Origin of the sequence: Microbacterium sp. 2FI, from assembly GCF_005502885.1 — a bacterium.
Classification (GTDB): Bacteria; Actinomycetota; Actinomycetes; order Actinomycetales; family Microbacteriaceae; genus Microbacterium.
Genome location: NZ_SCMR01000001.1, coordinates 267473 through 288774, shown reverse-complemented (window position 1 = coordinate 288774; position 21302 = coordinate 267473). Strand labels below are relative to the sequence as shown.

23 protein-coding genes are annotated in these 21302 nt (G+C 71.4%); 11 read left to right on the top strand and 12 right to left on the bottom strand.

Annotated features, from left to right (window positions below):
* Nucleotides 1–2: 2 nt before the first annotated feature.
* Genes FFS15_RS01340 through FFS15_RS01325 form a run of 4 tightly spaced genes read right to left on the bottom strand, consistent with a single transcriptional unit; the run spans nucleotide 3 to nucleotide 3174 of the window.
* A complete protein-coding gene (locus FFS15_RS01340; RefSeq protein ID WP_171013036.1) occupies nucleotides 3–1127 on the bottom strand; it encodes an ABC transporter ATP-binding protein in 1125 nt (374 codons plus the stop codon).
* Nucleotides 1124–1933 carry an ABC transporter permease gene (locus FFS15_RS01335; RefSeq protein ID WP_249353622.1) on the bottom strand — a complete coding sequence of 270 codons (810 nt, stop codon included), beginning with the start codon at nucleotides 1931–1933 and terminating at the stop codon, nucleotides 1124–1126. The genes FFS15_RS01340 and FFS15_RS01335 overlap by 4 nt, the downstream gene beginning before the upstream one ends.
* Complete coding sequence (gene modA / locus FFS15_RS01330) at nucleotides 1930–2778, bottom strand: molybdate ABC transporter substrate-binding protein (protein ID WP_249353620.1); 849 nt, start codon at nucleotides 2776–2778, stop codon at nucleotides 1930–1932. Before modA ends, FFS15_RS01335 begins: the two co-directional genes overlap by 4 nt.
* A gap of 3 nt (nucleotides 2779–2781) precedes the next feature.
* Nucleotides 2782–3174, bottom strand: a complete 393-nt coding sequence (locus tag FFS15_RS01325; protein ID WP_137843192.1) for a TOBE domain-containing protein — start codon at nucleotides 3172–3174, stop codon at nucleotides 2782–2784.
* A gap of 104 nt (nucleotides 3175–3278) precedes the next feature.
* Between FFS15_RS01325 and FFS15_RS01320 the strand changes: the two genes are divergently transcribed.
* Genes FFS15_RS01320 through FFS15_RS01295 form a run of 6 tightly spaced genes read left to right on the top strand, consistent with a single transcriptional unit; the run spans nucleotide 3279 to nucleotide 7266 of the window.
* On the top strand, nucleotides 3279–4403 hold the full coding sequence (locus tag FFS15_RS01320; protein WP_137843191.1) for a ThiF family adenylyltransferase: 1125 nt from the start codon (nucleotides 3279–3281) through the stop codon (nucleotides 4401–4403).
* On the top strand, nucleotides 4400–5650 hold the full coding sequence (gene glp / locus FFS15_RS01315) for a gephyrin-like molybdotransferase Glp (RefSeq protein WP_137843190.1): 1251 nt from the start codon (nucleotides 4400–4402) through the stop codon (nucleotides 5648–5650). The genes FFS15_RS01320 and glp overlap by 4 nt, the downstream gene beginning before the upstream one ends.
* Complete coding sequence (moaC, locus tag FFS15_RS01310) at nucleotides 5647–6123, top strand: cyclic pyranopterin monophosphate synthase MoaC (RefSeq protein WP_137843189.1); 477 nt, start codon at nucleotides 5647–5649, stop codon at nucleotides 6121–6123. The genes glp and moaC overlap by 4 nt, the downstream gene beginning before the upstream one ends.
* Nucleotides 6120–6767: an NTP transferase domain-containing protein gene (locus FFS15_RS01305; RefSeq protein ID WP_137843188.1), complete on the top strand. Its 648-nt coding sequence runs from the start codon at nucleotides 6120–6122 to the stop codon at nucleotides 6765–6767. Before moaC ends, FFS15_RS01305 begins: the two co-directional genes overlap by 4 nt.
* A complete protein-coding gene (locus tag FFS15_RS01300; protein WP_137843187.1) occupies nucleotides 6764–7033 on the top strand; it encodes a DUF6457 domain-containing protein in 270 nt (89 codons plus the stop codon). The genes FFS15_RS01305 and FFS15_RS01300 overlap by 4 nt, the downstream gene beginning before the upstream one ends.
* Nucleotides 7033–7266 carry a MoaD/ThiS family protein gene (locus FFS15_RS01295; protein WP_137843186.1) on the top strand — a complete coding sequence of 78 codons (234 nt, stop codon included), beginning with the start codon at nucleotides 7033–7035 and terminating at the stop codon, nucleotides 7264–7266. Before FFS15_RS01300 ends, FFS15_RS01295 begins: the two co-directional genes overlap by 1 nt.
* 198 nt (nucleotides 7267–7464) lie before the next feature.
* Here the strand turns inward: FFS15_RS01295 and FFS15_RS01290 are convergent, their stop codons facing one another.
* The 6 genes from FFS15_RS01290 to FFS15_RS01265 all read right to left on the bottom strand — a co-directional run bounded on the left by FFS15_RS01290 (nucleotide 7465) and on the right by FFS15_RS01265 (nucleotide 14205).
* Nucleotides 7465–7893, bottom strand: coding sequence for a molybdenum cofactor biosynthesis protein MoaE (locus FFS15_RS01290; RefSeq protein WP_137843185.1), 429 nt, complete (start codon nucleotides 7891–7893; stop codon nucleotides 7465–7467).
* Nucleotides 7893–8372 (bottom strand): molybdenum cofactor synthesis domain-containing protein, encoded by a 480-nt coding sequence (locus FFS15_RS01285; protein ID WP_137843184.1) that lies wholly within the window; start codon nucleotides 8370–8372, stop codon nucleotides 7893–7895. Before FFS15_RS01285 ends, FFS15_RS01290 begins: the two co-directional genes overlap by 1 nt.
* A gap of 19 nt (nucleotides 8373–8391) precedes the next feature.
* Complete coding sequence (locus FFS15_RS01280; RefSeq protein ID WP_137843183.1) at nucleotides 8392–10824, bottom strand: FdhF/YdeP family oxidoreductase; 2433 nt, start codon at nucleotides 10822–10824, stop codon at nucleotides 8392–8394.
* A gap of 93 nt (nucleotides 10825–10917) precedes the next feature.
* Complete coding sequence (locus FFS15_RS01275; RefSeq protein ID WP_137843182.1) at nucleotides 10918–11553, bottom strand: DUF305 domain-containing protein; 636 nt, start codon at nucleotides 11551–11553, stop codon at nucleotides 10918–10920.
* Between the two features lie 70 nt (nucleotides 11554–11623).
* Nucleotides 11624–13519, bottom strand: coding sequence for a helicase HerA-like domain-containing protein (locus FFS15_RS01270; protein ID WP_137843181.1), 1896 nt, complete (start codon nucleotides 13517–13519; stop codon nucleotides 11624–11626).
* A gap of 5 nt (nucleotides 13520–13524) precedes the next feature.
* Nucleotides 13525–14205 (bottom strand): phosphatase PAP2 family protein, encoded by a 681-nt coding sequence (locus FFS15_RS01265; RefSeq protein ID WP_137843180.1) that lies wholly within the window; start codon nucleotides 14203–14205, stop codon nucleotides 13525–13527.
* Nucleotides 14206–14297: 92 nt separating this feature from the next.
* Here FFS15_RS01265 and FFS15_RS01260 point away from each other — a divergent pair, with 92 nt between their 5' ends.
* Together FFS15_RS01260 and FFS15_RS01255 are read left to right on the top strand one after the other, a co-directional pair.
* On the top strand, nucleotides 14298–14804 hold the full coding sequence (locus FFS15_RS01260) for a nitroreductase family deazaflavin-dependent oxidoreductase (protein WP_137843179.1): 507 nt from the start codon (nucleotides 14298–14300) through the stop codon (nucleotides 14802–14804).
* Nucleotides 14805–14811: 7 nt separating this feature from the next.
* Complete coding sequence (locus tag FFS15_RS01255) at nucleotides 14812–15309, top strand: nitroreductase family deazaflavin-dependent oxidoreductase (RefSeq protein WP_137843178.1); 498 nt, start codon at nucleotides 14812–14814, stop codon at nucleotides 15307–15309.
* A gap of 29 nt (nucleotides 15310–15338) precedes the next feature.
* Here FFS15_RS01255 and FFS15_RS01250 read toward each other — a convergent pair whose 3' ends face one another.
* On the bottom strand, nucleotides 15339–16691 hold the full coding sequence (locus FFS15_RS01250) for a multidrug effflux MFS transporter (protein ID WP_137843177.1): 1353 nt from the start codon (nucleotides 16689–16691) through the stop codon (nucleotides 15339–15341).
* 216 nt (nucleotides 16692–16907) lie between these two features.
* Here FFS15_RS01250 and FFS15_RS01245 point away from each other — a divergent pair, with 216 nt between their 5' ends.
* From FFS15_RS01245 to FFS15_RS01235, 3 genes are read left to right on the top strand one after another with little or no spacing between them, the layout of a single operon-like run.
* On the top strand, nucleotides 16908–17624 hold the full coding sequence (locus FFS15_RS01245; RefSeq protein WP_137843176.1) for a DUF3105 domain-containing protein: 717 nt from the start codon (nucleotides 16908–16910) through the stop codon (nucleotides 17622–17624).
* Between the two features lie 43 nt (nucleotides 17625–17667).
* The gene (locus tag FFS15_RS01240; protein ID WP_137843395.1) at nucleotides 17668–18330 is read left to right on the top strand and encodes a DUF305 domain-containing protein; all 663 of its coding nucleotides are present in this window, start codon (nucleotides 17668–17670) and stop codon (nucleotides 18328–18330) included.
* A gap of 22 nt (nucleotides 18331–18352) precedes the next feature.
* Nucleotides 18353–18784, top strand: a complete 432-nt coding sequence (locus FFS15_RS01235) for a hypothetical protein (protein ID WP_137843175.1) — start codon at nucleotides 18353–18355, stop codon at nucleotides 18782–18784.
* Here the strand turns inward: FFS15_RS01235 and FFS15_RS01230 are convergent.
* Complete coding sequence (locus FFS15_RS01230; RefSeq protein ID WP_137843174.1) at nucleotides 18770–21217, bottom strand: HAD-IC family P-type ATPase; 2448 nt, start codon at nucleotides 21215–21217, stop codon at nucleotides 18770–18772. The two genes, FFS15_RS01235 and FFS15_RS01230, sit on opposite strands and share 15 nt — an antisense overlap.
* Nucleotides 21218–21302 lie beyond the last annotated feature (85 nt).

The window sequence follows — 21302 nt, the reverse complement described above, 5'->3', positions numbered from 1 at the left end:
GGTCAGGCCGCGGGCGGCTGCGACACGACCAGGCGCACATCGGCGGCGTCGACCCGCAGCCGCACCGGAACGCCCGGCGCGAGCCCGAGGCCGGCGACGCTGTCAGCCGACACGTCGACGGCGACCTCGGGATCGGCCGTGCGCACGCGCACGCCTCCCGGCGTCTGCTCGAGCCGGGTCACGCGCGCGAGCCACTCGCCGCGCGAGCGGGAGGCTCCATCGGTGATCCGCAGCGCCCCGGTCCAGGTGTCGGTCTCGACACGCTCAAGCCGCACGGACGACGGGCGGAAGACCGCGGCGGCGGCGTCGACATCGGCGGGGAAGGATGCCGCATCCGCCGTCTCGAGCACGACCGCGTCACGCACCCAGCGCCCCGACCGCAGCTCACCCTCGACGCGATTGAGACCTGCCACCGCTGCGGTGAATCGCGTCGCGGGCGATGCGAGAACATCACGCACCGGCCCCGCCTGCGTGACCTGCCCCGCCTCGAGCACGACGAGGTGCGACGCGAGGGAGACGGCATCGACGGCGTCGTGGGTCGCCACGATCGCCGTCGTGCGCGTCGCCGCGAGCTGATCGTGCAACAGGGCTCGCACATCGGCCGCGGTCTCGGCGTCGAGCGACGTGAGCGGCTCGTCGAGGAGGATCGCCGACGGCGAGGTCGCCAGAGCGCGTGCGAGTGCGACCCGCTGCTGCTGCCCACCCGAGAGCTCGGCAGGTCGCCGCGCGCCCATGCCGTCGAGGCCGACCCGCCACAGCCACTCGCCGGCATCCGCCGCCGCGACCGTCTTGGTCGCCCCGTGCACGCGCGCGGCGAACGCGATGTTCTCGTGCGCCGTGAGATGCGGGAACAGCCGGGGCTCCTGTCCGAGCAGCACGACGCCGCGCTCGGACGGCGCGGTGTGCCGGCGCGGTCGGAGCGCAGCATCCAGAACCCGATCGCCGAGGCGCACCTCGCCTTCCGACAGTCGCACGAGGCCCGCGAGCACCCCGAGAAACGTCGATTTGCCGGCGCCGCTCGGACCCATGAGCGCGACGACGTCGCCCGGGTCGGCATGCAGCGTTGCGTCGAGCCGGAATCCGGATCTCGTCACCACGACGTGGGCATCGAGGGCAGCGCCGGTCATCGCGGTGTCTCCACGCGCCACGCGCGAACGAGCAGCAGCACGCCGATCGCGGTGACCAGCAGCAGCAGCGACAGCGCGACGGCGGTGCCCTGCGAGACTCCCGCGCCGTTGAAGGCGGTGTAGATCGCGAGCGGCATCGTCTGCGTGACGCCCGGGGCGTTGCCGGCGAAAAGCGCCGTCGCGCCGAACTCGCCGATCGCGCGCGCGAAGCACAGCACGATGCCGGCGGTGAGTCCGGGGGCGGCCAGCGGCAAGGTGACACGGGCGAGGATCGTCCATCGTCCGGCGCCGAGGCCGGCGGCGGCCTGCTCGTAGCCGATGCCGATCGAGCGCATCGACCCCTCGACAGCGAGCACGAGGAACGGGAGCGCGACGAACGTCTGGGCGAGGACGACCGCCGTGGTCGTGAACGGCACCCGGATCCCCCACTCGGCCAGCATCCCGCCGATGACGCTCGTGCGCCCGAAGAGGAACAGCATCGCCACACCCCCGACCATCGGCGGCAGCACGAGGGGAACGGTCACGATCGCCCGCAGCACGGCAGCCCGCCGCGGCGCGCTCCGCGCGATGACGAGCGCGAGCGGCACGCCCAGCACAATGCATGCCGTCGTGGCGACGGCGCCGGTCGCCAGCGACAGCCACAGCGCCGACATCGCCTCGGGCGAGGTGACATCCGACCAGAGCGTCGACCACTCGACGCGAAGGACCAGTGCCGCCAGCGGCAGCACGAGCAGCGCGAGGCCGAGGATCGCCGGAAGCGCGAGGATACGCGGCACGAAGCCGGCCCGGTCGGCGGTCACACTCACGGCGGGCCGAATCCGCGCGAGGCGAGGAGCGCCTGCGCCGGCTCCGAGAGCACGAAGTCGACGAATGCAGCGGCGATCTCGGGATCGGCCGCGTCTTCGAGCGCCGCGATCGGATAATGGCCGACCACATCCTCGGAGCCGGCCGCCGGAATCGCCTCGACGTCGTCGCGGTTGCGAACATCGGTGACGTATACGAGCCCCGCGTCGGCCTCGCCCGCGGCGACCTTCGCGAGCACCGCCGTGACGTTCTGTTCGATACTCGCCGGCGTCACACTCACCCCGTTGTCGGCGAGAAGGGTTATGGATGCCGCGCCGCACGGCACGGCGGGAGCGCACAGCACGACCGTGAGCTCGGGCGACCCGAGGTCTTCGATCGCCTGCACGGTGCCCGGGTTGCCGGCGGGCACCGCGATCACGAGGGTGTTCGAGGCGAAGAGCCGAGGGCTCGCGGCGATGCCGGCATCGACGACGCGCTGCATCGTGGCCTCATCGGCCGACGCGAACACGTCGGCCGGCGCCCCTTCGATGAGCTGCGTCGCGAGGGTGCTCGAACCGTCGTACGAGATCGGCAGCACCTCGACACCCGGATGCCGCCCCTCGAAGCCCGTGGCGAGTTCCTCGAACACGGCGCCGAGCGATGCCGCCGCCCAGATCGTGAGCTCACCGCTCAGCTCGGCGCCGTTCGTGGCGGTGGGATCGCCGGGCATGGCCTGCTCGTCGGGGGATGCCGACCCGGCCGCCGCGCATCCCGTGAGCGCGAGAGCGAGTGATGCCGCGACGAAGAGCACTCGGTGGCGGCGCGGGCGAGGGTGCTCGTGCGTCATGGTGCCGTGAGGACGCGGCATCCGTCAGCCCTTCGGCGTCTCGACGATGACGTTCGTGGCCTTCACGACCGCCACGGCGAGCGAGCCGACCTCGAGGCCGAGGTCGGAGGCGGCCTCGGCCGACAGCAGCGAGACGACGCGGTGGGGTCCTGCCTGGATGTCGATCTGCGCCATGATCCCGTCCCGCTGGACGCGTGTGACGATCCCCACGAACCGGTTGCGGGCGCTCGACAGCACGTCTCCGGAATCGCGGGGCGCGGCGGCCAGCTCGACCGCGCGCGCGGCGAGCGCATCGCCGGGGATCTCGGCCGGCGTGGATCCCGTCGTGGAGAGCAGTCCGCCGTCGATCCAGCGCCGCACCGTGTCGTCGCTGACGCCGAGCAGGCGAGCGGCATCCGAGATCTTGTAGGTGGGCACACGAGCACGCTACCACCGCACATGCGGATGAACAGAGGCTAATTCTCCGCATGTGCGGAAACGGTTTCGGCCTCGCGCGCGCCGAGCGGTCCTACCCTGGAACCATGCCGTTCCCGCCTCTCGTCGAGCCCGTCGACGCCCTCGAACCGGACGAGCGCACGCGCACTGCGCGGCACGCATCGCTCGCGGGCTTCGGCGAGCTCGCCCAGCGGCGCCTCGCCGCCGCGCATGTCGTCGTCGTCGGAGCGGGCGGCCTCGGGTCGCCGACGGTGCTGGCTCTCGCCGCCGCGGGGATCGGAACCCTCACCGTCATCGACGACGACGTCGTCGAGGCATCGAACCTGCAGCGCCAGGTGATGCACCGCGTCGCCGACGTCGGACGCGCGAAGGTCGACTCGGCGACGCGCGTCGCGGCAGACCTCTCCCCCACGACCATCGTGCGGACCCGGCCCGTCCGACTCACCGCCGCGAACGCCCGCGAACTGCTCGCCGGCGCCCACGTGGTCGTCGACGGCACCGACACGTTCGAGACGCGGGATGCCGTCGCTTCGGCGTGCGAGCACCTCGGCGTGCCGCTCGTATGGGGCGTCGTGCAGGAGTTCCACGCCCAGGTCACGGTGTTCTGGTCGAGCCCGCCCGACGGTGCGGCGCCCGTGCGGCTCTCCGACCTCTATCCGTCCGAGACGGTCGGCGACGTTCCGACCTGCGCCCAGGTCGGCGTGCTCGGGTCGCTCTGCCTGCAGGTGGGAGCGATGCTCGCCACCGAGACCGTGAAGCTGATCACGGGCGTCGGCGAGCCGCTGCTCGGCCGGGTGCTGATCGTCGACGCGCTGCGCACCCGCACCGACGAGGTGCCGCTGCGCCCGGCGAACGTGGCGCCGATCGCGCCCGCGCCGGCAGCTTCACCCGCCGGCGAACCCATCCCGCACGTCGAGCCCGACGGCGCCCTCGCGGCGCAGTCGGCCGGAGCCACTCTGCTCGATGTCCGCGAACCGCACGAGACGGCCGGCGGAGTGATCCCCGGCGCGATCGAGGTGCCGCTCGCCGACCTGCTCGCCGACCCTGCGCGCGCCGGCGCCGGACCCGTCATCGTCGTCTGCCAGGTCGGTGTGCGCGCGCAGCGCGCGGCGAGCGCTTTGCGCGCGGCCGGGATCGAGGCCGCTGTCCTCGCCGGAGGCATGACGGCGTGGGATACCGCGACCGCCGCCCGCGCTCGGGTGAGCGCGTGACCCCGGGGCCCACCGGCGACGGGCTCGTCTCCGTGGACGAGCACCTCGCTGCGGTGCTCGCGGCCGTCGTCACGCTCGATCCGGTCGCCGTGCCGGTGAGCGCCGCGCGCGGCCGCACGCTCCGCGAGGCCGTCGCCGCCGCGGTCGACATCCCGGTCTTCGACAACTCCGCCATGGACGGGTTCGCCGTGCGGCACGCCGACGTGGCGACGGCATCACCCGAGGACCCCGCCGTGCTGCGCGTCGTCGCCGATCTGCCGGCGGGCACCGCCCTCGACCCGCCGATCGGCGAGCGGGAAGCCGCGCGCATCATGACCGGGTCGCCTGTCCCGCGCGACGCGACGGCGATCGTGCCGTTCGAGGACACCGCCGGAGGTCTCGCCGATTCGCTCGGCGAGATCACCGTGCTGCGCGCGCCGCGCGTTCTGGGCGCCCACATCCGCCGACGCGGCGAAGATGCCGTGGTCGGCGACGAGATCCTGGCGCCGGGAGTCCTCCTCGGCGCCCTCCAGCTCGCCGCAGCCGCGGCCGCCGGTGTCGACCGGGTGAGCGTCAGCCGCACCCCGCGCGTCGCCGTCGTGTCGACCGGTTCCGAGCTCGTCGCCCCCGGGTCACCCCTGCTGCGCGGCCAGATCCCCGAGTCCAACAGCGAGCTGCTGGCGGGGCTCGCCGCCGAAGCGGGTGCGGAGGTCGTGCTGCGCGGCAGCGTGCCCGATGACGGCGACGGCCCGCGTCGCGCGATCGCCGACGCCGAGGCGCTCGGCGCCGATGTGGTCGTGTTCTCGGGAGGAGTGAGCGCCGGCGCGTACGAAGTCGTCAAGGCGACCCTCGGAGACAGCATGACCTTCACGAAGGTGCGGATGCAGCCCGGCAAGCCGCAGGGGTTCGGGCGGACCCCCGCCGGAACGCTGCTGTTCGGCCTGCCCGGCAATCCCGTGAGCGCCGCGGTGTCGTTCGAGGTGTTCGTGCGCCCCGCACTGCTGGAGCTGCAGGGCCGCGCCGATGCGCAGCGCCGCGTCATCGCCCTGCCCGCGGGCCGCGCATGGCGAACGCCGCCCGGGCGCACCCAGTATCTGCCCGTGATGATCGACCGCTCCGACCCGCGCGGCTGGCGTGCGATGCCGGCGACGGGCGGCGGCTCGCACCTCGCCGGCGGCCTCGGCCGCGCCGAGGCGTACGCGGTGGTGCCGGCCGACATCGACACGGTCACGGCGGGAGATCTCATCGATGTCATGCTGATCTCATGAGCTTCACGCACCTCGACGGCTCCGGCCACGCTCGCATGGTCGATGTCACCCAGAAGCAGCCGACGGTGCGCGCAGCGACGGCCCGTGGGTTCGTACGGTGCTCCCCCGCGGTCGTCGCGGCGCTCCGCGACGGCTCCGTTCCCAAGGGCGATGTGCTCGCGGTCGCCCGCATCGCCGGCATCCAGGCAGCCAAGCGCACCCCCGATCTCCTTCCCCTCGCCCACGTGATCGGCGTGCACGGCGCCGCCGTCGAACTCGTGATCGACGACGACGGCGTCAGTGTCGAGGCCACGGTGCGCACCGCCGATCGCACGGGCGTCGAGATGGAGGCCCTCACCGCCGTCTCCGTCGCAGCCCTCGCGATCGTCGACATGGTCAAGGGCCTCGACAAGGCGACGTCGATCGAGAACGTGCGCATCACCCGAAAGACCGGCGGCAAGAGCGGTGACTGGATGCGCCCCGGAGAGGCATGACCCAGGATCACGGTCCGAACCCCCACCTCGGCGCGATCCTCCTCGCCGGCGGCCGCGCTTCGCGCGTCGACGGCGCCGTGAAGCCGCTGTTCGAGGTCGGCGGCCGCACGCTGCTCGCCACCGCGGTGGCTGCGGCGGCGGATGCCGCGGCCCACCCGATCTCGGTGGTCGCTCCGGTCCTCGACCCCGGCCTACCCGTCACGTGGGTGCACGAAGACCCGCCGTTCGGCGGCCCCGCGGCCGCGATCATCGCCGCGCTGTCGTCGTGGCCGGGCGCGCCGGAGGCGCCCGACCCGGAGTGGACCCTCGTGCTCGCATGCGACCTCCCCGGCATCGACGCCGCCGTGCGGCGACTGGTGTCCGACATCGTGCTCCTCCCCTCCGACACCGACGGCATGTGCCTCGGCGACGCGTCGAGTCGGCCGCAGTGGCTGGTCGGCGCGTATCGCACGCGCGCGCTGCGGACAGCGGCATCCGCTCTCCCCGACGGCGGTCGTGACGCACCCGTGCGCGCGATCCTCGACGATCTCGCGATCACCGTCGTCGCGGCAGCCGACGACCTCACCCGTGACGTCGACACGTGGGAGGATCTGGTCGAGGCCCGCGCCGCGGCCGCCCCGCACGAGGCTGAGGAGTCGTCATGAGCGAACAATCCCGCACCCTTCCGCCCGAAGCGCTCGACGCGTGGGCCGCAGCGCTGCGCGAGCGGTTCGGACTCGCCGACGACGACGTCCCGGTCGCCGCGGTGCTCGACCTCACGCGTGACGTGGCGAACGGCGTCGCACGCCCCGCCGCGCCGCTCGGCGCGTTCGTCGCCGGACTCGTCGCCGGTCGCGGCGGCACCGACCCGGCTCTCGTGCTCGAGGCGGTCGAGGCGGTCGCCGCCCTCGCCGACGGCTGGGAGAAGTAGTGGCGGTCGTCCGCTACTTCGCCGCAGCCCAGGAGGCCGCCGGCCGCGACACCGAGCACCGCGGCGAGCCGACCCTCGGCGACCTGCGCCGCGGGGTCTCGGCCGACTACCCCGGTCTCGGCGGCATTCTCCCGCGCTGCGCCGTCCTCGTCGGAGGGGCGCGGGTCGACGACGACACCGTTCTCGGCACCGACGACCTCGTCGACGTGCTTCCGCCCTTCGCCGGCGGCTGATCCCCCGGTCCCCCCGACCCGAGCCGACCGGACCCGACCCGACCGGACTCGACCGGACCCGTGTACCGAAAACCCGGTCGGTAAACCCGACACGCCGGTGCCGCAGCTCCGTTCACGGCGTGTCATTGTGACCGACCGGGTTTTCGGTACGGGCCAGTCTCGGAGCGGGAACGTCGGAACCGATCTGGACCTCGAGGATCAGCCGCCGAGGCCCAGCCACCGAGCGGTGCCGTCGGCCTCGACCTGCCGCTTCCACACGGGCAGATCGGTCTTGATCGCCTCGATCAGGGCCCGACACACCTCGAACGCCTCGGCGCGATGCGGCGCCGCCACCGCGATCACGACGGCGGCATCGCCGACCGCGAGTCGGCCCACCCGGTGGCTCACCGCCACGAGAGCGCCCCCCTCCCCCACGGACGCTTCCGCGATGCGTCGGAGCGCCGCCTCGGCGTCGGGATGCGCGGAGTACTCCAACGCGACGACGGCGGTCGCGGCATCCGGATCATGATCTCGAACCCGACCCACGAACGTCGTGACCGCCCCCACTGCGGCGTCGTCGACGGCCGCGAGGTGGGCGTCGAGGTCGAGCGGCTCCGCGCTGATGGCGGCCAGGCGCACCGCGGGCATCAATGGTCGCCTCCGCCGAGCTGATCGATCACGTGGCGCGCGACCGACAACAGCACCGGCATGCCCGACGACACACCCGCGGTCGATCCGGGAAGGTTGACGACGAGCGCGCCGTGCGGATCGACGACGCCCGCGATGCCGCGGGTCAGCATGCCGGCAGGCTTCTCGCTGACTCCGCGACGACGGAGCGCTTCGGCGATGCCGGGGATCTCGCGCGTGATCACGCGGGCCGTGCCCTCCGGGGTCTCGTCGCGCGGGCCGACGCCCGTGCCGCCCGTGGTGACGACCAGTTTCACCCCCGCCACGATCTCGGCCTGCAGCGCCCGCTCGACCGAGTCGGCGCCATCTGCCACCACGACGGCCTCAGCGCAGTCGAAACCGGCTTCCCGCAACGCGGCGACAGCGATGGGCCCGCTGGAGTCGACCCGCTCGCCGGCTGCGGAGCGGTCGGAGACCGTGATGACGGCGGCGCGGATCATTGCTCCAGCCTAGAGACCGTCAGGCATCCCGGCGCTCGAGGCGGATGACCACCGACTTCGAGGTCGGTGTGCCGCTCACGTCGGCCGTCGAATCCAGCGGCACGAGCACGTTCGTCTCGGGGTAGTAGGCGGCGGCGTTCCCGCGCGGCGTTCGGTACGAGACGATGCGGAATGCCCCCGCCCGCCGCTCCTGCAGCACCCCGTCGGCGCCGGTCCACTCCGACACCAGGTCGACGACCTCGCCGTCGGCGAACCCGAGATCCTGGATGTCGCGCCGGTGCATGAGGATCACCCGCCGCCCGCCGTGGATGCCGCGGTACCGATCGTCCTTGCCGTAGATCGTCGTGTTGTACTGATCGTGCGAGCGCAGCGTCTGCAGCAGCACCCGCCCACGCGGAATCACGGGGTATTCGAGCGGATTCGCCGTGAAGCGTGCCTTGCCATCGGCGGTGGCGAACCGCCGCTCGTCGCGCGGGCCGTTGGGGAGGAAGAACGTGCGCCCCTTCGCGGTGCGTGATTCGTAGTCGTCGAACCCGGGGATGACCCGCTCGATGTGCCCGCGGATGAGCGCGTAGTCGGCTTCGAGCGCCACCCAGTCGGCCTGCGGCTTCGCACGATTGCGAGGAGTGGATGCCGCGGCATCCGTCGCCAGATCAGGTGATGTCCCCGGCTCAGGACGATTCCCGCCCGATTCGTCCTTCATACGTGAGATCACCTGATCTCGCGACGAGGGCGACGGCGAGCCGAACACCAGACCGCACAGGCGCGCGACGATCGCGACTTCGCTCAAGAGGTCGTCCGACGGCGGGGCGAGCCGGCCGCGCGAGCCGTGCACGGCACCCATCGAGTCCTCGACGGTGACCCGCTGCTCGCGCCCGCCGCGACGATCGCGGTCGGTGCGGCCCAGGGTCGGCAGAATGATCGCCCGGCGCCCGGCGACGACATGCGACCGGTTGAGCTTGGTCGAGACCTGCACCGTCAGGTCGACGCGCGCCATCGCAGCCTCGACGACCGCGGTGTCGGGCGTCGCCGAGACGAAGTTGCCTCCCATGCCCATGAAAACGCGCACACGGCCGTCGCGCATCGCCCGGATCGCCTCGACCGTGTCGAAGCCGTGAGCACGCGGGGCCGTGAAGCCGAACTCCGCGTCGAGGGAGGCGAGGAAGGCCTCGGACGGGTTCTCGTAGATGCCGACGGTGCGGTCGCCCTGCACGTTCGAGTGGCCGCGCACGGGGCACACCCCGGCCCCGGGCCGACCGATGCTGCCTTGCACCAGCAGCACGTTGACGACATCGCGCAGCGTCGGCACCGAGTGCTTGTGCTGCGTCAGCCCCATCGCCCAGCACACGATCGTCGCCTTCGAGGTGCGCACCGACTCGCCGACGCGTCGCAGCGTCTTCTCGGGGAGACCGGTGGCCGTGACCAGCTCGCGCCACGACACCTCCGCCATCGCCTGCCGATACGCCTCGAAGCCGCTCGTGTGCTCGGCGATGAAGGCGTGGTCGAGCGCCGCCGACCTGCCGGCGTCAGCCTCGAGCAGATGCTTGCCGATCGCCTGGAAGAGCGCCTGATCGCCGCCGAGCCGGATCTGCAGGAAGTCGTCGGCGAGCTTCGTGCCCCCGAACGCGATGCCGCGAACCGTCTGCGGGTTCTCGAACCGCATGAGCCCCGCTTCGGGCAGCGGATTGACAGCGATGATCGTCGCGCCGCGCGACTTCGCCTTCTCGAGGGCCGACAGCATGCGCGGGTGATTCGTGCCGGGATTCTGCCCGGCGACGATGATCAGGTCGGCATCGTGAATGTCCTCGATCGAGACCGTGCCCTTGCCGATTCCGATCGTCTCGGTGAGGGCCGAGCCCGACGACTCGTGGCACATGTTCGAGCAGTCGGGCAGGTTGTTGGTGCCGATGCCGCGCACGAGCAGCTGGTACAGGAACGCCGCCTCGTTCGAGGTGCGGCCCGAGGTGTAGAACACCGCCTCGTCCGGGTCATCGAGTGACGAGAGCTCGTCGGCGATGAGTCCCAGCGCGTCGTCCCACGGGATCGGCCGGTAGTGGGTCGCTCCTTCGTCGAGGAGCATCGGATGCGTCAGGCGACCCTGCTGCCCGAGCCACCAGTCGTCGTGGCCGCGCAGTTCGTCCATCGAGTGTGCGGCGAAGAAGTCGGGCCCGACCCGGCGCAGCGTCGCCTCCTCGGCGACGGCCTTCGCTCCGTTCTCGCAGAACTCCGCGACGTGCCGCTTGTCCTCCTCGGGCCACGCGCATCCGGGGCAGTCGAAGCCGTCCTTCTGGTTGACGCGCAGCAGCGTCTGCACCGAGCGCGCGATGCCCATCTGATCCGCCGAGATCTGCAGCGCGTGCAGCACCGCGGGCACGCCGACCGCGACCGTCTTGGGGCCGGTGACGCGCACGCGCGTCTCGTCGATGTCGGCTTTCGGGGGCTTCGTCGCCATGGCTCCAGGCTAGGCGTTCGCGTGCGGCGAGGCCGCGAGGATCACGAGCCTGCGGGTTCACCATTGGGTTCGGATGCCGAGCCCGCCCGATCCTCAGGGCGCTGCATCCCGCAGCTCGGCCAGACCGCGCGCTCGGATCGCCCCCGCTGCGAGCGCCCGTTCGGCGGATTCGCGCACGATCGGATGCGCGGGCACGTCGAGCGTGTCGGCGACCAGTGCCGCGACACCCGCATTCTGGGCGATCATCAGAGCGAGGAACAGCTGCTCGCCGGCCGCGCCGTCGGCGGCCGAGAGGTCGCCGCGCTGGGCGAGGCTCGGCATCCCCGGCATCTGCGCGTGGGCTCCGTGACCCGCGCACGCCCCGTCGTCGGTCGGTTCGAGCGGCCGGGCGTCGGCCCACGCCACGTACCGCTCGCGGAGTTCGTCGAGCTCGGCCGAATCGTCCTCGACCACCGTGTCGGCGAAAGCCCGGAGAGGCGGTGACACGTCGTCCATGCCGCGGAGCACGGTCGCAAGCTCGACCGCCTCGACCCGATAGAAGATCATCGACTCGACGAAGCAGAAGTCGCTCGCCGCCACGGCTTGGGGCGTCTCTGCTCCCGGCGCCGTCGCGACGACCTCGGGCGCGGCATCCGAACCCCGTGCCCCCGCGGTGATCGCGAGCGCGACGCCCGCCCCGGCGACGGCAACCGCCACGACGAGGCCTGCGGCGACGAGCTTCCTGCGCACGCGAGCGAACCTTCCGACGGGGAGCGCCGACGCGCCGGGCGCCGGATGGGGGGCGGGATGCCGCGCGGGCTCAGCGGCGGCCGGTGCCGAAGATCCCGCGGATGACCCCGTTCAGGATAGTCTGCGTCGACTTCGAGCCGAGAACCTGTTCGAGCGGCGACTTCTGGGCGGAGCGCGACGTGCGCGTCGTGCCTGACGTCTTCTTCAGGAGACGCTCGTACTCCTGCTGCGCCTTCCTCTCAGCCGCCGCCTGCTGCTTGTCCAGCACCGCCTGCTGTTTCGCGAGTTCGGCGGCGACCTTCGCCTTCTCGAGCGCCGCCTGCTCGGCGGCTTCGGCATCGGCGGCCGCGTTCATGCGGACGGTCAGCACCTCGCGTGCCGACTCGCGGTCGATCGCGGTGCCGTATTTCGCCAGCAGCGGCGAAGCCTTCACCGCCGCCTCGATCGCGGGATCGGTCGTCGGCGACATGAGGCCCTGCGGCGCGCGCAGGCGCGTCCACGCGACCGGCGTCGGGGCGCCCTTCTCGCTCATGACGGTCACGATCGCCTCACCCGTGCCGAGCTCCTGCAGCACGCGCTCGAGGTCGTACCCCGAATTCGGGTACGTGCCGACCGTGGCGCGCAGCGCCTTCGCGTCGTCGGGGGTGAAGGCGCGCAGCGCATGCTGCACGCGCGAGCCGAGCTGGGCGAGCACGTCGGAGGGGACGTCCTTGGGCGTCTGCGTCACGAAGAAGACACCGACGCCCTTCGAGCGGATCAGTCGCACGGTCTGCACGATCGCCGCGAGGAAGTCCTTCGAGGCGTCGCGGAACAGCAGATGCGCCTCGTCGAAGAAGAACACGAGCTTCGGCTTGTCGAGGTCACCGACCTCGGGGAGGATCTCGAACAGTTCGGCCAGCAGGTACATGAGGAATGTCGAGAACAGTGCCGGCTTGTCGATCACGCCCGGGACCTCGAGCAGGCTCACGATGCCGCGGCCGTCGGCGACCGTGCGGAGGAAGTCGGTCACCTCGAACTCGGGCTCGCCGAAGAAGACGTCCGCGCCCTGGTCGGCGAAGGTGATGAGCTCGCGCAGGATCACGCCCGCCGTGGCCGCCGACAGCCCGCCGAGCTCCCTCAGCTGCGGCTTGCCCTCGTCACTCGTGAGGTAGGTGAGCACCGCGCGCAGATCCGAGAGGTCGACGAGGGCGAGTCCCTGCGCATCGGCGTAGTGGAACACGAGGCCGAGACTCGACTCCTGTGTCGCGTTGAGCCCGAGCACCTTGCTCAGCAGCAGCGGGCCGAAACCCGACACGGTCGCGCGCACCGGCACGCCCTTGCCGATGCCGCCGAGCGCGAAGTACTCGGTCGCCGACGCCTCGGGCTTCCAGTCCTGGCCGATCGCGCTCGTGCGCGCCAGCAGCTTCTCGCTCGGCTCACCGGGAGTCGCGACACCGGTGAGGTCGCCCTTGATGTCTGCGGCGAAGACGGGAACGCCGCGCGCGGCGAGCTGCTCGGCGAGCCCCTGCAGCGTGCGGGTCTTGCCGGTGCCGGTGGCACCGGCGACAAGTCCGTGGCGGTTCATCATCCCGAGCGGGATCCGCACCTGCGCGCTCGCGTCCGGCTCGCCGTTCACGAGCGCGCCGAGGTCGAGCGTCGGCGCATCGAACGTGTACCCGGCGACGATCGCCGCGACCTCGTCGGCGTTCAGCGGGCCGGTCGGCGCAGCATCCGTCATCGGCGTGACCTCGCGAATCGGAGGAGATCCGCCATCCGGAGGAGCGATCGGGCCCGAAACGTCCTCCGTTTCGCGGATCTCCTCCGTTTTGCCGGCGTGCGCGGCCTTCACGGCCTCGGCCTCCGCGGCCGCGAGCGCCGCGCGTGCCTGCGCGGCCTTCAGCTGGGCTTCGGCGGCCTCGGCTTCGGCGCGCAGCCGCGCAAGCTCGGCTGCGGCGACGGCGGCATCGGACGTCTCGGGCGCGCTCATGCGCCTCAGCCTAGCGACGGCTCCTTCGGCACGGCGCGAGCGGCCTCACGAGCCATCGGCACGGCGAACGCCGCGGCGACGAGGAGCGTGGCACCGGCACCGGCGAGTGCGCCGCCGAGGGTGTCGCTCAACCAGTGCGCATGCAGATACGTGCGGCTGAAGGCCATGAGCAGCACCCAGGCGGCGCCGACCACAGCGACCCACGCCCGCGGGAAGATGACGAACAGCGCGACGGCGATCGCGGCGGCGTTCGCGACGTGACCCGAGGGGTACGAGCCGTGGTCCGAGATCACGATGATGTCTTCCGGGCGAACGCGTCCGAACAGGTGCTTCTGCACCTGAACGACCAGCGCGGTGAGCGCCTCGGCGGCGATGAAGAACGCCGCCGCCCAGGGCCTGCGCACGAGCACCAGCACGAGCCCGACGCCGATCGGCACCGCGAACACGCCGAACCATCCCGCGCCGACCCAATCCATGAAGTGGCAGATGGCCGCGAGCACCGGGTTCCACCATTCGGCGACCGTGACGTTCCACCACTCGTCGATCGTGAACGGCTCGTCGGCTCGCGTCAGCAGCCACAGCCCCAGCAGGAGCGAGAGGGCCACCAGCACGACACCGGTGATCAGAAGCGGAACGGCAGCGGTCTTCGCGGGCGTCGCAGGTTTCGTCGTCGCAGGTTCCGTCATCGCCCTATTCTGCCCCGGTGGCGGCGGCAACCGGCCATCGACCCGATATCGACCTGACCGGCGAGAGCCGTGCGCGGGAGCATGATGGCCTCATGACCGGAGTCGTCGACGCGGTGCGCGCCCTCATCGCCCCCCTCACCCGAACGCGGGTGTTCCGGCGCGTGATCGGCCCCGCCCTGCTGCCGCCGGTCGAGCGCGTCGTCGCGTGGATCTCGCGCGGCCGCGTGCAGGTGAGCGCGCTTCTCGTGCCCTCGCTCGTGCTGCACACCGTGGGCGCTCGGTCGGGCGAACCGCGCGACGCCCCGCTCATGTACACGCCCGACGGGCACGGTCGAGCGATCGTGGCGGGCACCAACTTCGCGGGTTCACGGCACCCGGCGTGGACGGCGAACCTGCTGGCGCATCCTGAGGCGGCGATCACCGTTCGCGGGCGACGGATGCCGGTGCGCGCGACCCCGATCCCCGACGACGAGCGCGATGCGGCATGGGCGCTGATCGAAGCGCAGTGGCCGGGCTACCGCAACTACGAGCGCGAGTCGGGCAGGGCGGTGCGCCTGTTCCGTCTGCAGCCTGTGCGCGCGGTCGCCGGCGGAGCATGATGGGCTCATGCCCCGCGCCGCCGACGCCCTTCGCGCCATCGTCGCGCCGATCACCCGCACGGGATGGTTCCGGCGCTTCGCGACGACCGTGCTCCCGCCGTTCGAGCGATTCCTCGCGCGGGTGTCGAACGGCCGCGTGCAGTTCAGCGCGTTCATCGTTCCGTCGCTGATCCTCCACACGATCGGGGCGCGCTCGGGAGAGCCGCGGGATGCGCCGCTCATGTACACCGCCGACGGCCGCGGCCGCGCGATCGTCGCCGGCACCAACTGGGCGGGGGCGAAGCACCCGGCGTGGACGGCGAACCTGCTCGCGCATCCGGATGCCGAGATCACCGTCCGCGGCCGCCGGATGGCCGTTCACGCGACCCTCGTGCCCGATGCCGAGCGCGACGCGATCTGGGCGATCCTCGAAGCGCAGTGGCCCGACTACCGCGAGTACGAGCGCGATTCGGGGCGCACCGCACGGATCTTCGTCCTGCAGCCGACGCGGATCATCCCCGGCTGACCGCGGAAGCCGACGTAAGCCCCGAGGACCTAGGGCGCGAGGCGCTCGACCGTGCGCGGGCGCACGACGAACCATAGCGACAGCACGCCGATCACAGCGCAGCCGACCATGACCGAGGCCATCGTCGTCGCGGTGATGCCGGCGTCGCGCGCGAGCCAGCCCACGAGCGGCGAGATGAGGCCCGCGACCCCGAAGTTCGTCGCGCCGATGATCGACTGCGCGGTGCCGGCGGCCTTGCCGTGCCGATCGAGGGCCAGCACCTGCACGCACGGGAACGTGAAGCCGCACGCGGTCATGAAGACGAACAGCGGCACGACGGTGCCCCACAGCCCGAGACCCATCTGATCGGTCACGATGATCGCGGCAGCCGAGATGCCGAGCACCGCCGTCGACCACGCCATGACCCACTGTGGGCCGAACCGCGCCGCGAGCCGCGACGCGGCCTGGACGCCCACTACGACGCCGAGCGAGTTCGCCGCGAAGAGCAGGCCGTACTGCTGGGCGTCGAAGCCGTACTCCTGCTGGAAGAGGAACGACGACGACGACAGGTACGAGAACAGTCCGCTGAAGGTCATGCCGCCGATGATGAGCACGCCGATGAAGACGCGGTCGCTGAAGACGCTCCGATAGCGCTGCCACACGGTGGTGGCGCCCTTCTCGTGGCGACGAGCGGGCGGCAGCGTCTCGGGGATGAAGATCATCGCCGAGACGAGCATGACCGCGCCGTACACCGCGAGGACCACGAAGATGCCGCGCCAGGGCATCACCAGCAGCAGAGCCGAGCCTACGAGCGGCGCGAGCACGGGAGCCACGCCCGAGACGAGCGCGAGGCGCGAAAGCATCACGACGAGACGGCGTCCGCCGAAGAGGTCGCGCACGATCGCGGCTGCTACCACGCCGCCGGCGGCAGCACCCGCGCCCTGCATGACGCGCGCGGCCGAGAGCAGCTCGAGAGTCGGTGCGAGGGCCGCCGCGACGCTCGCGACGACGTGCAGCGCCGTGACCGACAGCAGCGGCACACGACGACCGACCTTGTCGCTGAGGGGACCCACGATCAGCTGGCCGAGCGCGAAGCCGATCATGGTTCCGGTGAGGGTCAGCTGGATGGCCGTCGCCGTCGTCTGGAAGTCCGCTTCGAGCACCGGGAACGCCGGCAGGTAGAGGTCGATCGTGAACGGGCCGAGGGCGGTGAGAGCCCCGAGAAGGATGATGTAGAGCACCCGACGCCCGGCGGGGATCGAGTCTCCGGGGTGCAGCACGATCGGCGCGGTAGCCGGGTTCGGGCCGAGGGTCCGGATGGCGCCGGTGGACGAGGGCGCCGGGGTCGACGGGCGCGCCGAGCCTTCGGCTCGGGCAATGGGGATGGAGGCGGTATCGAGCACGTGTGTTTCGTTTCAGCGGCGAGGCATCAGGCCGAATCGAATCGATTCGAAAGGACCATGATAGCGGATGCCGCCGCCCGAGCATCCCGTCATCTGGGCGCCTTCTCAGCCACATGAGCATTCCGGCGCATAGGCTGGAGCCGGTCCGCGTCGACGCGGCCTGTCCCGCACCCGCACGCATTCGCCCTCCGTGGCGCCCGAGCCGAGATCACACACATGACCCCGACACCCCCGCGCCCCGACGACAAGCGCACGAGCGGCAACCCCGCCAAGCAGGCCGAGATCACGCTGACGGTTAAGCAGCAGCGCGAGCAGAAGCGCCAGGAGAAGCTCGCCGAGTACCAGCGCCAGCTTGCCAAGCGCCGTCGCAGCAAGCTCGTCTGGTGGATCGTCGGCGGCACCGCGGCGCTCGTGATCGTCGCCCTCGTCGTCGCCTCCATCGTCCTCGCGCCGCCTGCGCCGCAGGACTACGAGGCCGGCAGTGACGGGGTCGAGATCGAGGGCGTCGAGACCTTCGAGCACGTCACGCAGCACGTCGAGGGCGCCGTCGAGTACGAGCAGACCCCGCCCGCCGGCGGCGAGCACAACGCCGTGTGGCTCAACTGCGGCATCTACGACCAGTCGGTTCCGAACGAGAACGCGGTCCACTCGATGGAGCACGGCGCCGTCTGGGTGACCTACGACCCGGCCGAGGTTTCGGGCGACGAGCTCGACACGCTCAAGGGCACGCTTCCCTCGTCGTACGTGATCCTCTCGCCGTACGAGGGGATGGACACCCCGATCGCCATCTCGAACTGGAACCACCAGCTGAAGGTCGACTCGGCCGACGACGAGCGCATCGGCGAGTTCTTCGAGGAGTTCTGGCGCAGCCAGAACGTCCCCGAGCCCAACGCCGCGTGCACCGGCGCGCTCGACGCCCCCGGCAAGCAGTAGGCCTTCGGTGAGCAGCGCCGACCCCGCAGGCGACGCCGGCGCAATCGCGCCGGCGCGCCCCGTGGTGCGCTGGTGGGTCGTGGCGCTCGTGCTCCTCGCGATCGCAGCCCTCGCCTTCGCGGTCGGACGCTTCTCGACGTTCGGGAACGCCGGGCCGGTGGATCCCGGCACCGACTCCCCTGAGGCGGGGTTCTCCCGCGACATGCAGGTTCATCACGCCCAGGCGATCGCCATGGCGATGGAGATCTACCGCAAGACCGACGATGACGAGCTGCGCGTGCTCAGCTACGACATCGCCACCGGGCAGGCGGGCCAGCGGGGCGAGATGTTCGACTGGCTCGTGCAGTGGGGACTCCCCCAGTCGGGTGGCCCGATGATGCAGTGGATGAGCGCGTCCGATGCAGGGCACGACCACGGCGTCGGGGGCGACGACCCCTTGACGGACGAAGAGGCGCGCATCGCGATGGGCATGGCATCGGATGCCGAGCTCGACGCCCTCGCCGCGGCCACCGGCCAGGATGCCGACTGTCAGTTCCTCAGCCTCATGATCCGTCACCACGAGGGCGCGATCCCGATGGCCGAGGCGCTGCTCGAGCTCGGCACCGACGCGCGGGCGCTGCAGGTGGCGCAGTCGATCAAGGACGGGCAGACCGCCGAGATCGACGCGATGGAGTCGATGCAGGCACGCCTCGGCTGCACGTCCTGATCCCGCTCGTTACAGTGGTCGCGTGACCGCCGACCTCTTACGCCGCCCAGCCGTCGTGACGATCGCCGTCGTGCTGGTCTACATCGTCGCCTTCGCGAACGTGCTGGTCGGAACGCTCGTCCTGCTCAGTCGCTACCGCGTCGGATCCGGCGCCGTCCTTGCGGTCTCACTTCTCGGCGCCGCGATCATCCTCGTCGGCCTCCTCCTGGTCGCCGTCGCGTCGGGCATCGCGCGCGGCAGCCGGCTCTCGCGGATTCTGGCGTCGGTGTATCTCGGCATCCTGATGTCGTTGCACCTGGCGACACTCCTGACCACCGACGGGTGGGATTGGAGCGCGGCGGTGCAGTTCGCACTGGGCGCCTTCGTGCTGACCGCGCTGTGGGCACCGCCCGCAGCGCGGCATTTCGTTCGCGATGTCCCGACGCCGGCAGACCCGAGGTCAGCGGCCCCCTGAGCCGCTCGCGGCATCCATCGAGCGGGCCACATACCGGCGATGGAAGTACCGCACGATCTCGATCGCGCCGATCGCGATCGCCGTCACGACGGCGACCAGCCACGCCGCCTCCTCCCCCGGATCGACCAGCACGAAGAACTCGGTCAGCAGCGGGAGCGTGAACACCGCGACGAGGGCGATGAACATCGCGCCGATCACGAGGGCCTTGAACCGCGTGATCGGGCGCGAGAGAACGGTGAGCACCCAGATGCCGACGATGGCGAGGATGATGGTCGACCCGGTGCGCAATTCGTCCTCGGGCACCCCCAGGGCCATGGCCCCCAGCGTGTAGCCGAGGAGCGCGAGCGCGATGACGATGCCGGCCGGTATCGCGAACACCAGCGAGCGCCGGAGGAATCCGGGGACGTAACGCTGGGTGTTCGGCAGGAGCGCCAGGAAGAAGGCGGGGATGCCGATCGTCAGCCCGTCGGTGATCGACAGCTGGCGTGGGAGGAACGGGAACTCGAGCACCAGCATCCCGAACAGGATCGCGAGGCCCGTCGCGTAGACCGTCTTGGTGAGGAAGAGCATCGAGACCCGCTCGATGTTCGCGATGACCTGCCGGCCCTCGGCCACGACGTCGGGGAGATGCGAGAAGCGCCCGTCGAGAAGCACCAGCCGAGCCACCGCCTTCGTGGCGGCGGCGCCGGAGTTCATCGCGATCCCGATGTCTGCGGTCTTGATCGCGAGCGCGTCGTTGACGCCGTCTCCGGTCATCGCCACGACGTGACCACGCGCCTGCAGTGCGACGACCATCCGCTTCTTCTGCTCAGGCGTGACCCGGCCGAACACGGCGTGATCCTCGAGGATCGCGCCGAGCTCGGCATCGTCGTCGGGGAGCCTCCGCGCGTCGAACCCCTCGTCGACCTCCAGCCCGACCTCGCGCGCGATCGCAGCGACCGTGCGCGGGTTGTCACCCGAGATGACCCGGATGCCGACACCCTGCTCACGGAAATACGCGAGAGTCTGGGCGGCGTCCGGCCGCACCTGCTCGCGGAAGGTCACCACGACGACGGGGACGAGTCCCGGAGGCAGGGACTCGGCCTCGACGTCGGCCTCTGTGAGGGCCGCCTCCGACATCGCGAGCACCAGGGTGCGCCGCCCCGTCGAGGCGAGGGTCGTCACGACCCGCCCGAGGTCGGTCGACGGATCCGATGCGGCGTCGCCGAACACCATCTCGGGCGCACCGAGCACCCATGACCCCTCCGGACCCGACAGGAACGAGACGGCGCTCCACTTGCGCGCCGAGGAGAATGCGATGTATTCGGCGACGGCGAGCGGATGCGTCACCGGAAAGGGCGCCCGCAGGCATCGCGCCGTCGCGTTCGCGTCGGGGGCCGCTCCGTACCAGCCGAGCACGGCGTCGACGGCCGGGTCGGTCCCTCGCATCGGATGCAGGGCGTCGAACTCGATCTCACCCGCCGTCAGCGTTCCCGTCTTGTCGAGGCAGATCACGTCGACGCGCGCGAGGCCCTCGACGGCGGGCAGCTCGTTCACGAGCACCTGCTTCGCCGCGAGCCTCGCTGCCCCGACGGCGAACGTGATCGAGGTCATCAGCACGAGGCCGAGCGGGATCATCGCAGTGAGCGCCGCGATCGTGTTGACGACCGCCTGCACCCATCCGCCGTTCGCCACCGCCTCGGCCCAGCCGCCCGCGACCATCATCTGGGCGTTCAGCACGAGCAGGCCCACCGGGCCGATGATCCAGCTCATCCACTTCAGCACCCGGTTGACCGATCCGCGCACCTCCGACGCGACGAGCGAGAAGCGCTTGGCCTCGCCGGCGAACTTGTTGGCGTACGAGTCCGCCCCCACGCGGATGGCGCGCGCGGCACCGTCGCCCGAGACGACGATCGATCCCGAGAGCGCCTCGTCGCCCGGCTTCTTGTCGACGGCATCCGACTCGCCGGTGAGCATCGACTCGTCGATCTGCAGAGCGCGGGTCTCGACGATCATGGCGTCTGCGGGCACCTGATCGCCCGCCCGGAGAACCAGGATGTCGTCCTGCACGACGTCGCCCGGCGCCACGTCGAGCTCGCGCCCGTCGCGCCGTACCCGCGCGCGGGGTGCGTTCAGCAGCGCCAGTCGATCGAGGGCCGACTTGGCCTTGAACTCCTGCACGCAGCCGATGATCGAGTTCGCGAAGGCTGCCAGACCGAACAGCGCATCCTGCCAGCGGCCGAGGACGAACAGCACGAAGAAGCACGCGAAGACGATCCCGTTGAACAGCGTGAAGACGTTCGCGCGGACGATGTTCCAGACGCTCCGGCTCGTGTCGGCGGTGAAATCGTTCGTGCGACCCGCCGCGATCCGCTCGACGATATCCGCCGCCGTCAGACCGACAGCGGGATCGACGGCGGCGCGGTCGACAGACACATCGGCGGCGGCATCCATGGTTCGAGGCTAGCGATGCCCCCGCACGCACGGGTGACGCGGCACGCGTCCCCCCGAGCGCGTGCCGCGTGGTCCCGGTGCCCGC

Bases quoted from the DNA above. Each gene is read 5' to 3' on its own strand.
- modA (WP_249353620.1), bottom strand. From the start codon at position 2,778: ATGCCGCGTCCTCACGGCACCATGACGCACGAGCACCCTCGCCCGCGC.
- FFS15_RS01260 (WP_137843179.1), top strand. From the start codon at position 14,298: ATGACCGGAGTCGTCGACGCGGTGCGCGCCCTCATCGCCCCCCTCACC.
- FFS15_RS01285 (WP_137843184.1), bottom strand. From the start codon at position 8,372: ATGATCCGCGCCGCCGTCATCACGGTCTCCGACCGCTCCGCAGCCGGC.
- FFS15_RS01320 (WP_137843191.1), top strand. From the start codon at position 3,279: ATGCCGTTCCCGCCTCTCGTCGAGCCCGTCGACGCCCTCGAACCGGAC.
- FFS15_RS01305 (WP_137843188.1), top strand. From the start codon at position 6,120: ATGACCCAGGATCACGGTCCGAACCCCCACCTCGGCGCGATCCTCCTC.
- FFS15_RS01265 (WP_137843180.1), bottom strand. From the start codon at position 14,205: ATGACGGAACCTGCGACGACGAAACCTGCGACGCCCGCGAAGACCGCT.
- FFS15_RS01255 (WP_137843178.1), top strand. From the start codon at position 14,812: ATGCCCCGCGCCGCCGACGCCCTTCGCGCCATCGTCGCGCCGATCACC.
- FFS15_RS01290 (WP_137843185.1), bottom strand. From the start codon at position 7,893: ATGCCCGCGGTGCGCCTGGCCGCCATCAGCGCGGAGCCGCTCGACCTC.
- FFS15_RS01245 (WP_137843176.1), top strand. From the start codon at position 16,908: ATGACCCCGACACCCCCGCGCCCCGACGACAAGCGCACGAGCGGCAAC.
- moaC (WP_137843189.1), top strand. From the start codon at position 5,647: ATGAGCTTCACGCACCTCGACGGCTCCGGCCACGCTCGCATGGTCGAT.
- FFS15_RS01280 (WP_137843183.1), bottom strand. From the start codon at position 10,824: ATGGCGACGAAGCCCCCGAAAGCCGACATCGACGAGACGCGCGTGCGC.
- FFS15_RS01230 (WP_137843174.1), bottom strand. From the start codon at position 21,217: ATGGATGCCGCCGCCGATGTGTCTGTCGACCGCGCCGCCGTCGATCCC.
- FFS15_RS01300 (WP_137843187.1), top strand. From the start codon at position 6,764: ATGAGCGAACAATCCCGCACCCTTCCGCCCGAAGCGCTCGACGCGTGG.
- FFS15_RS01270 (WP_137843181.1), bottom strand. From the start codon at position 13,519: ATGAGCGCGCCCGAGACGTCCGATGCCGCCGTCGCCGCAGCCGAGCTT.
- FFS15_RS01340 (WP_171013036.1), bottom strand. From the start codon at position 1,127: ATGACCGGCGCTGCCCTCGATGCCCACGTCGTGGTGACGAGATCCGGA.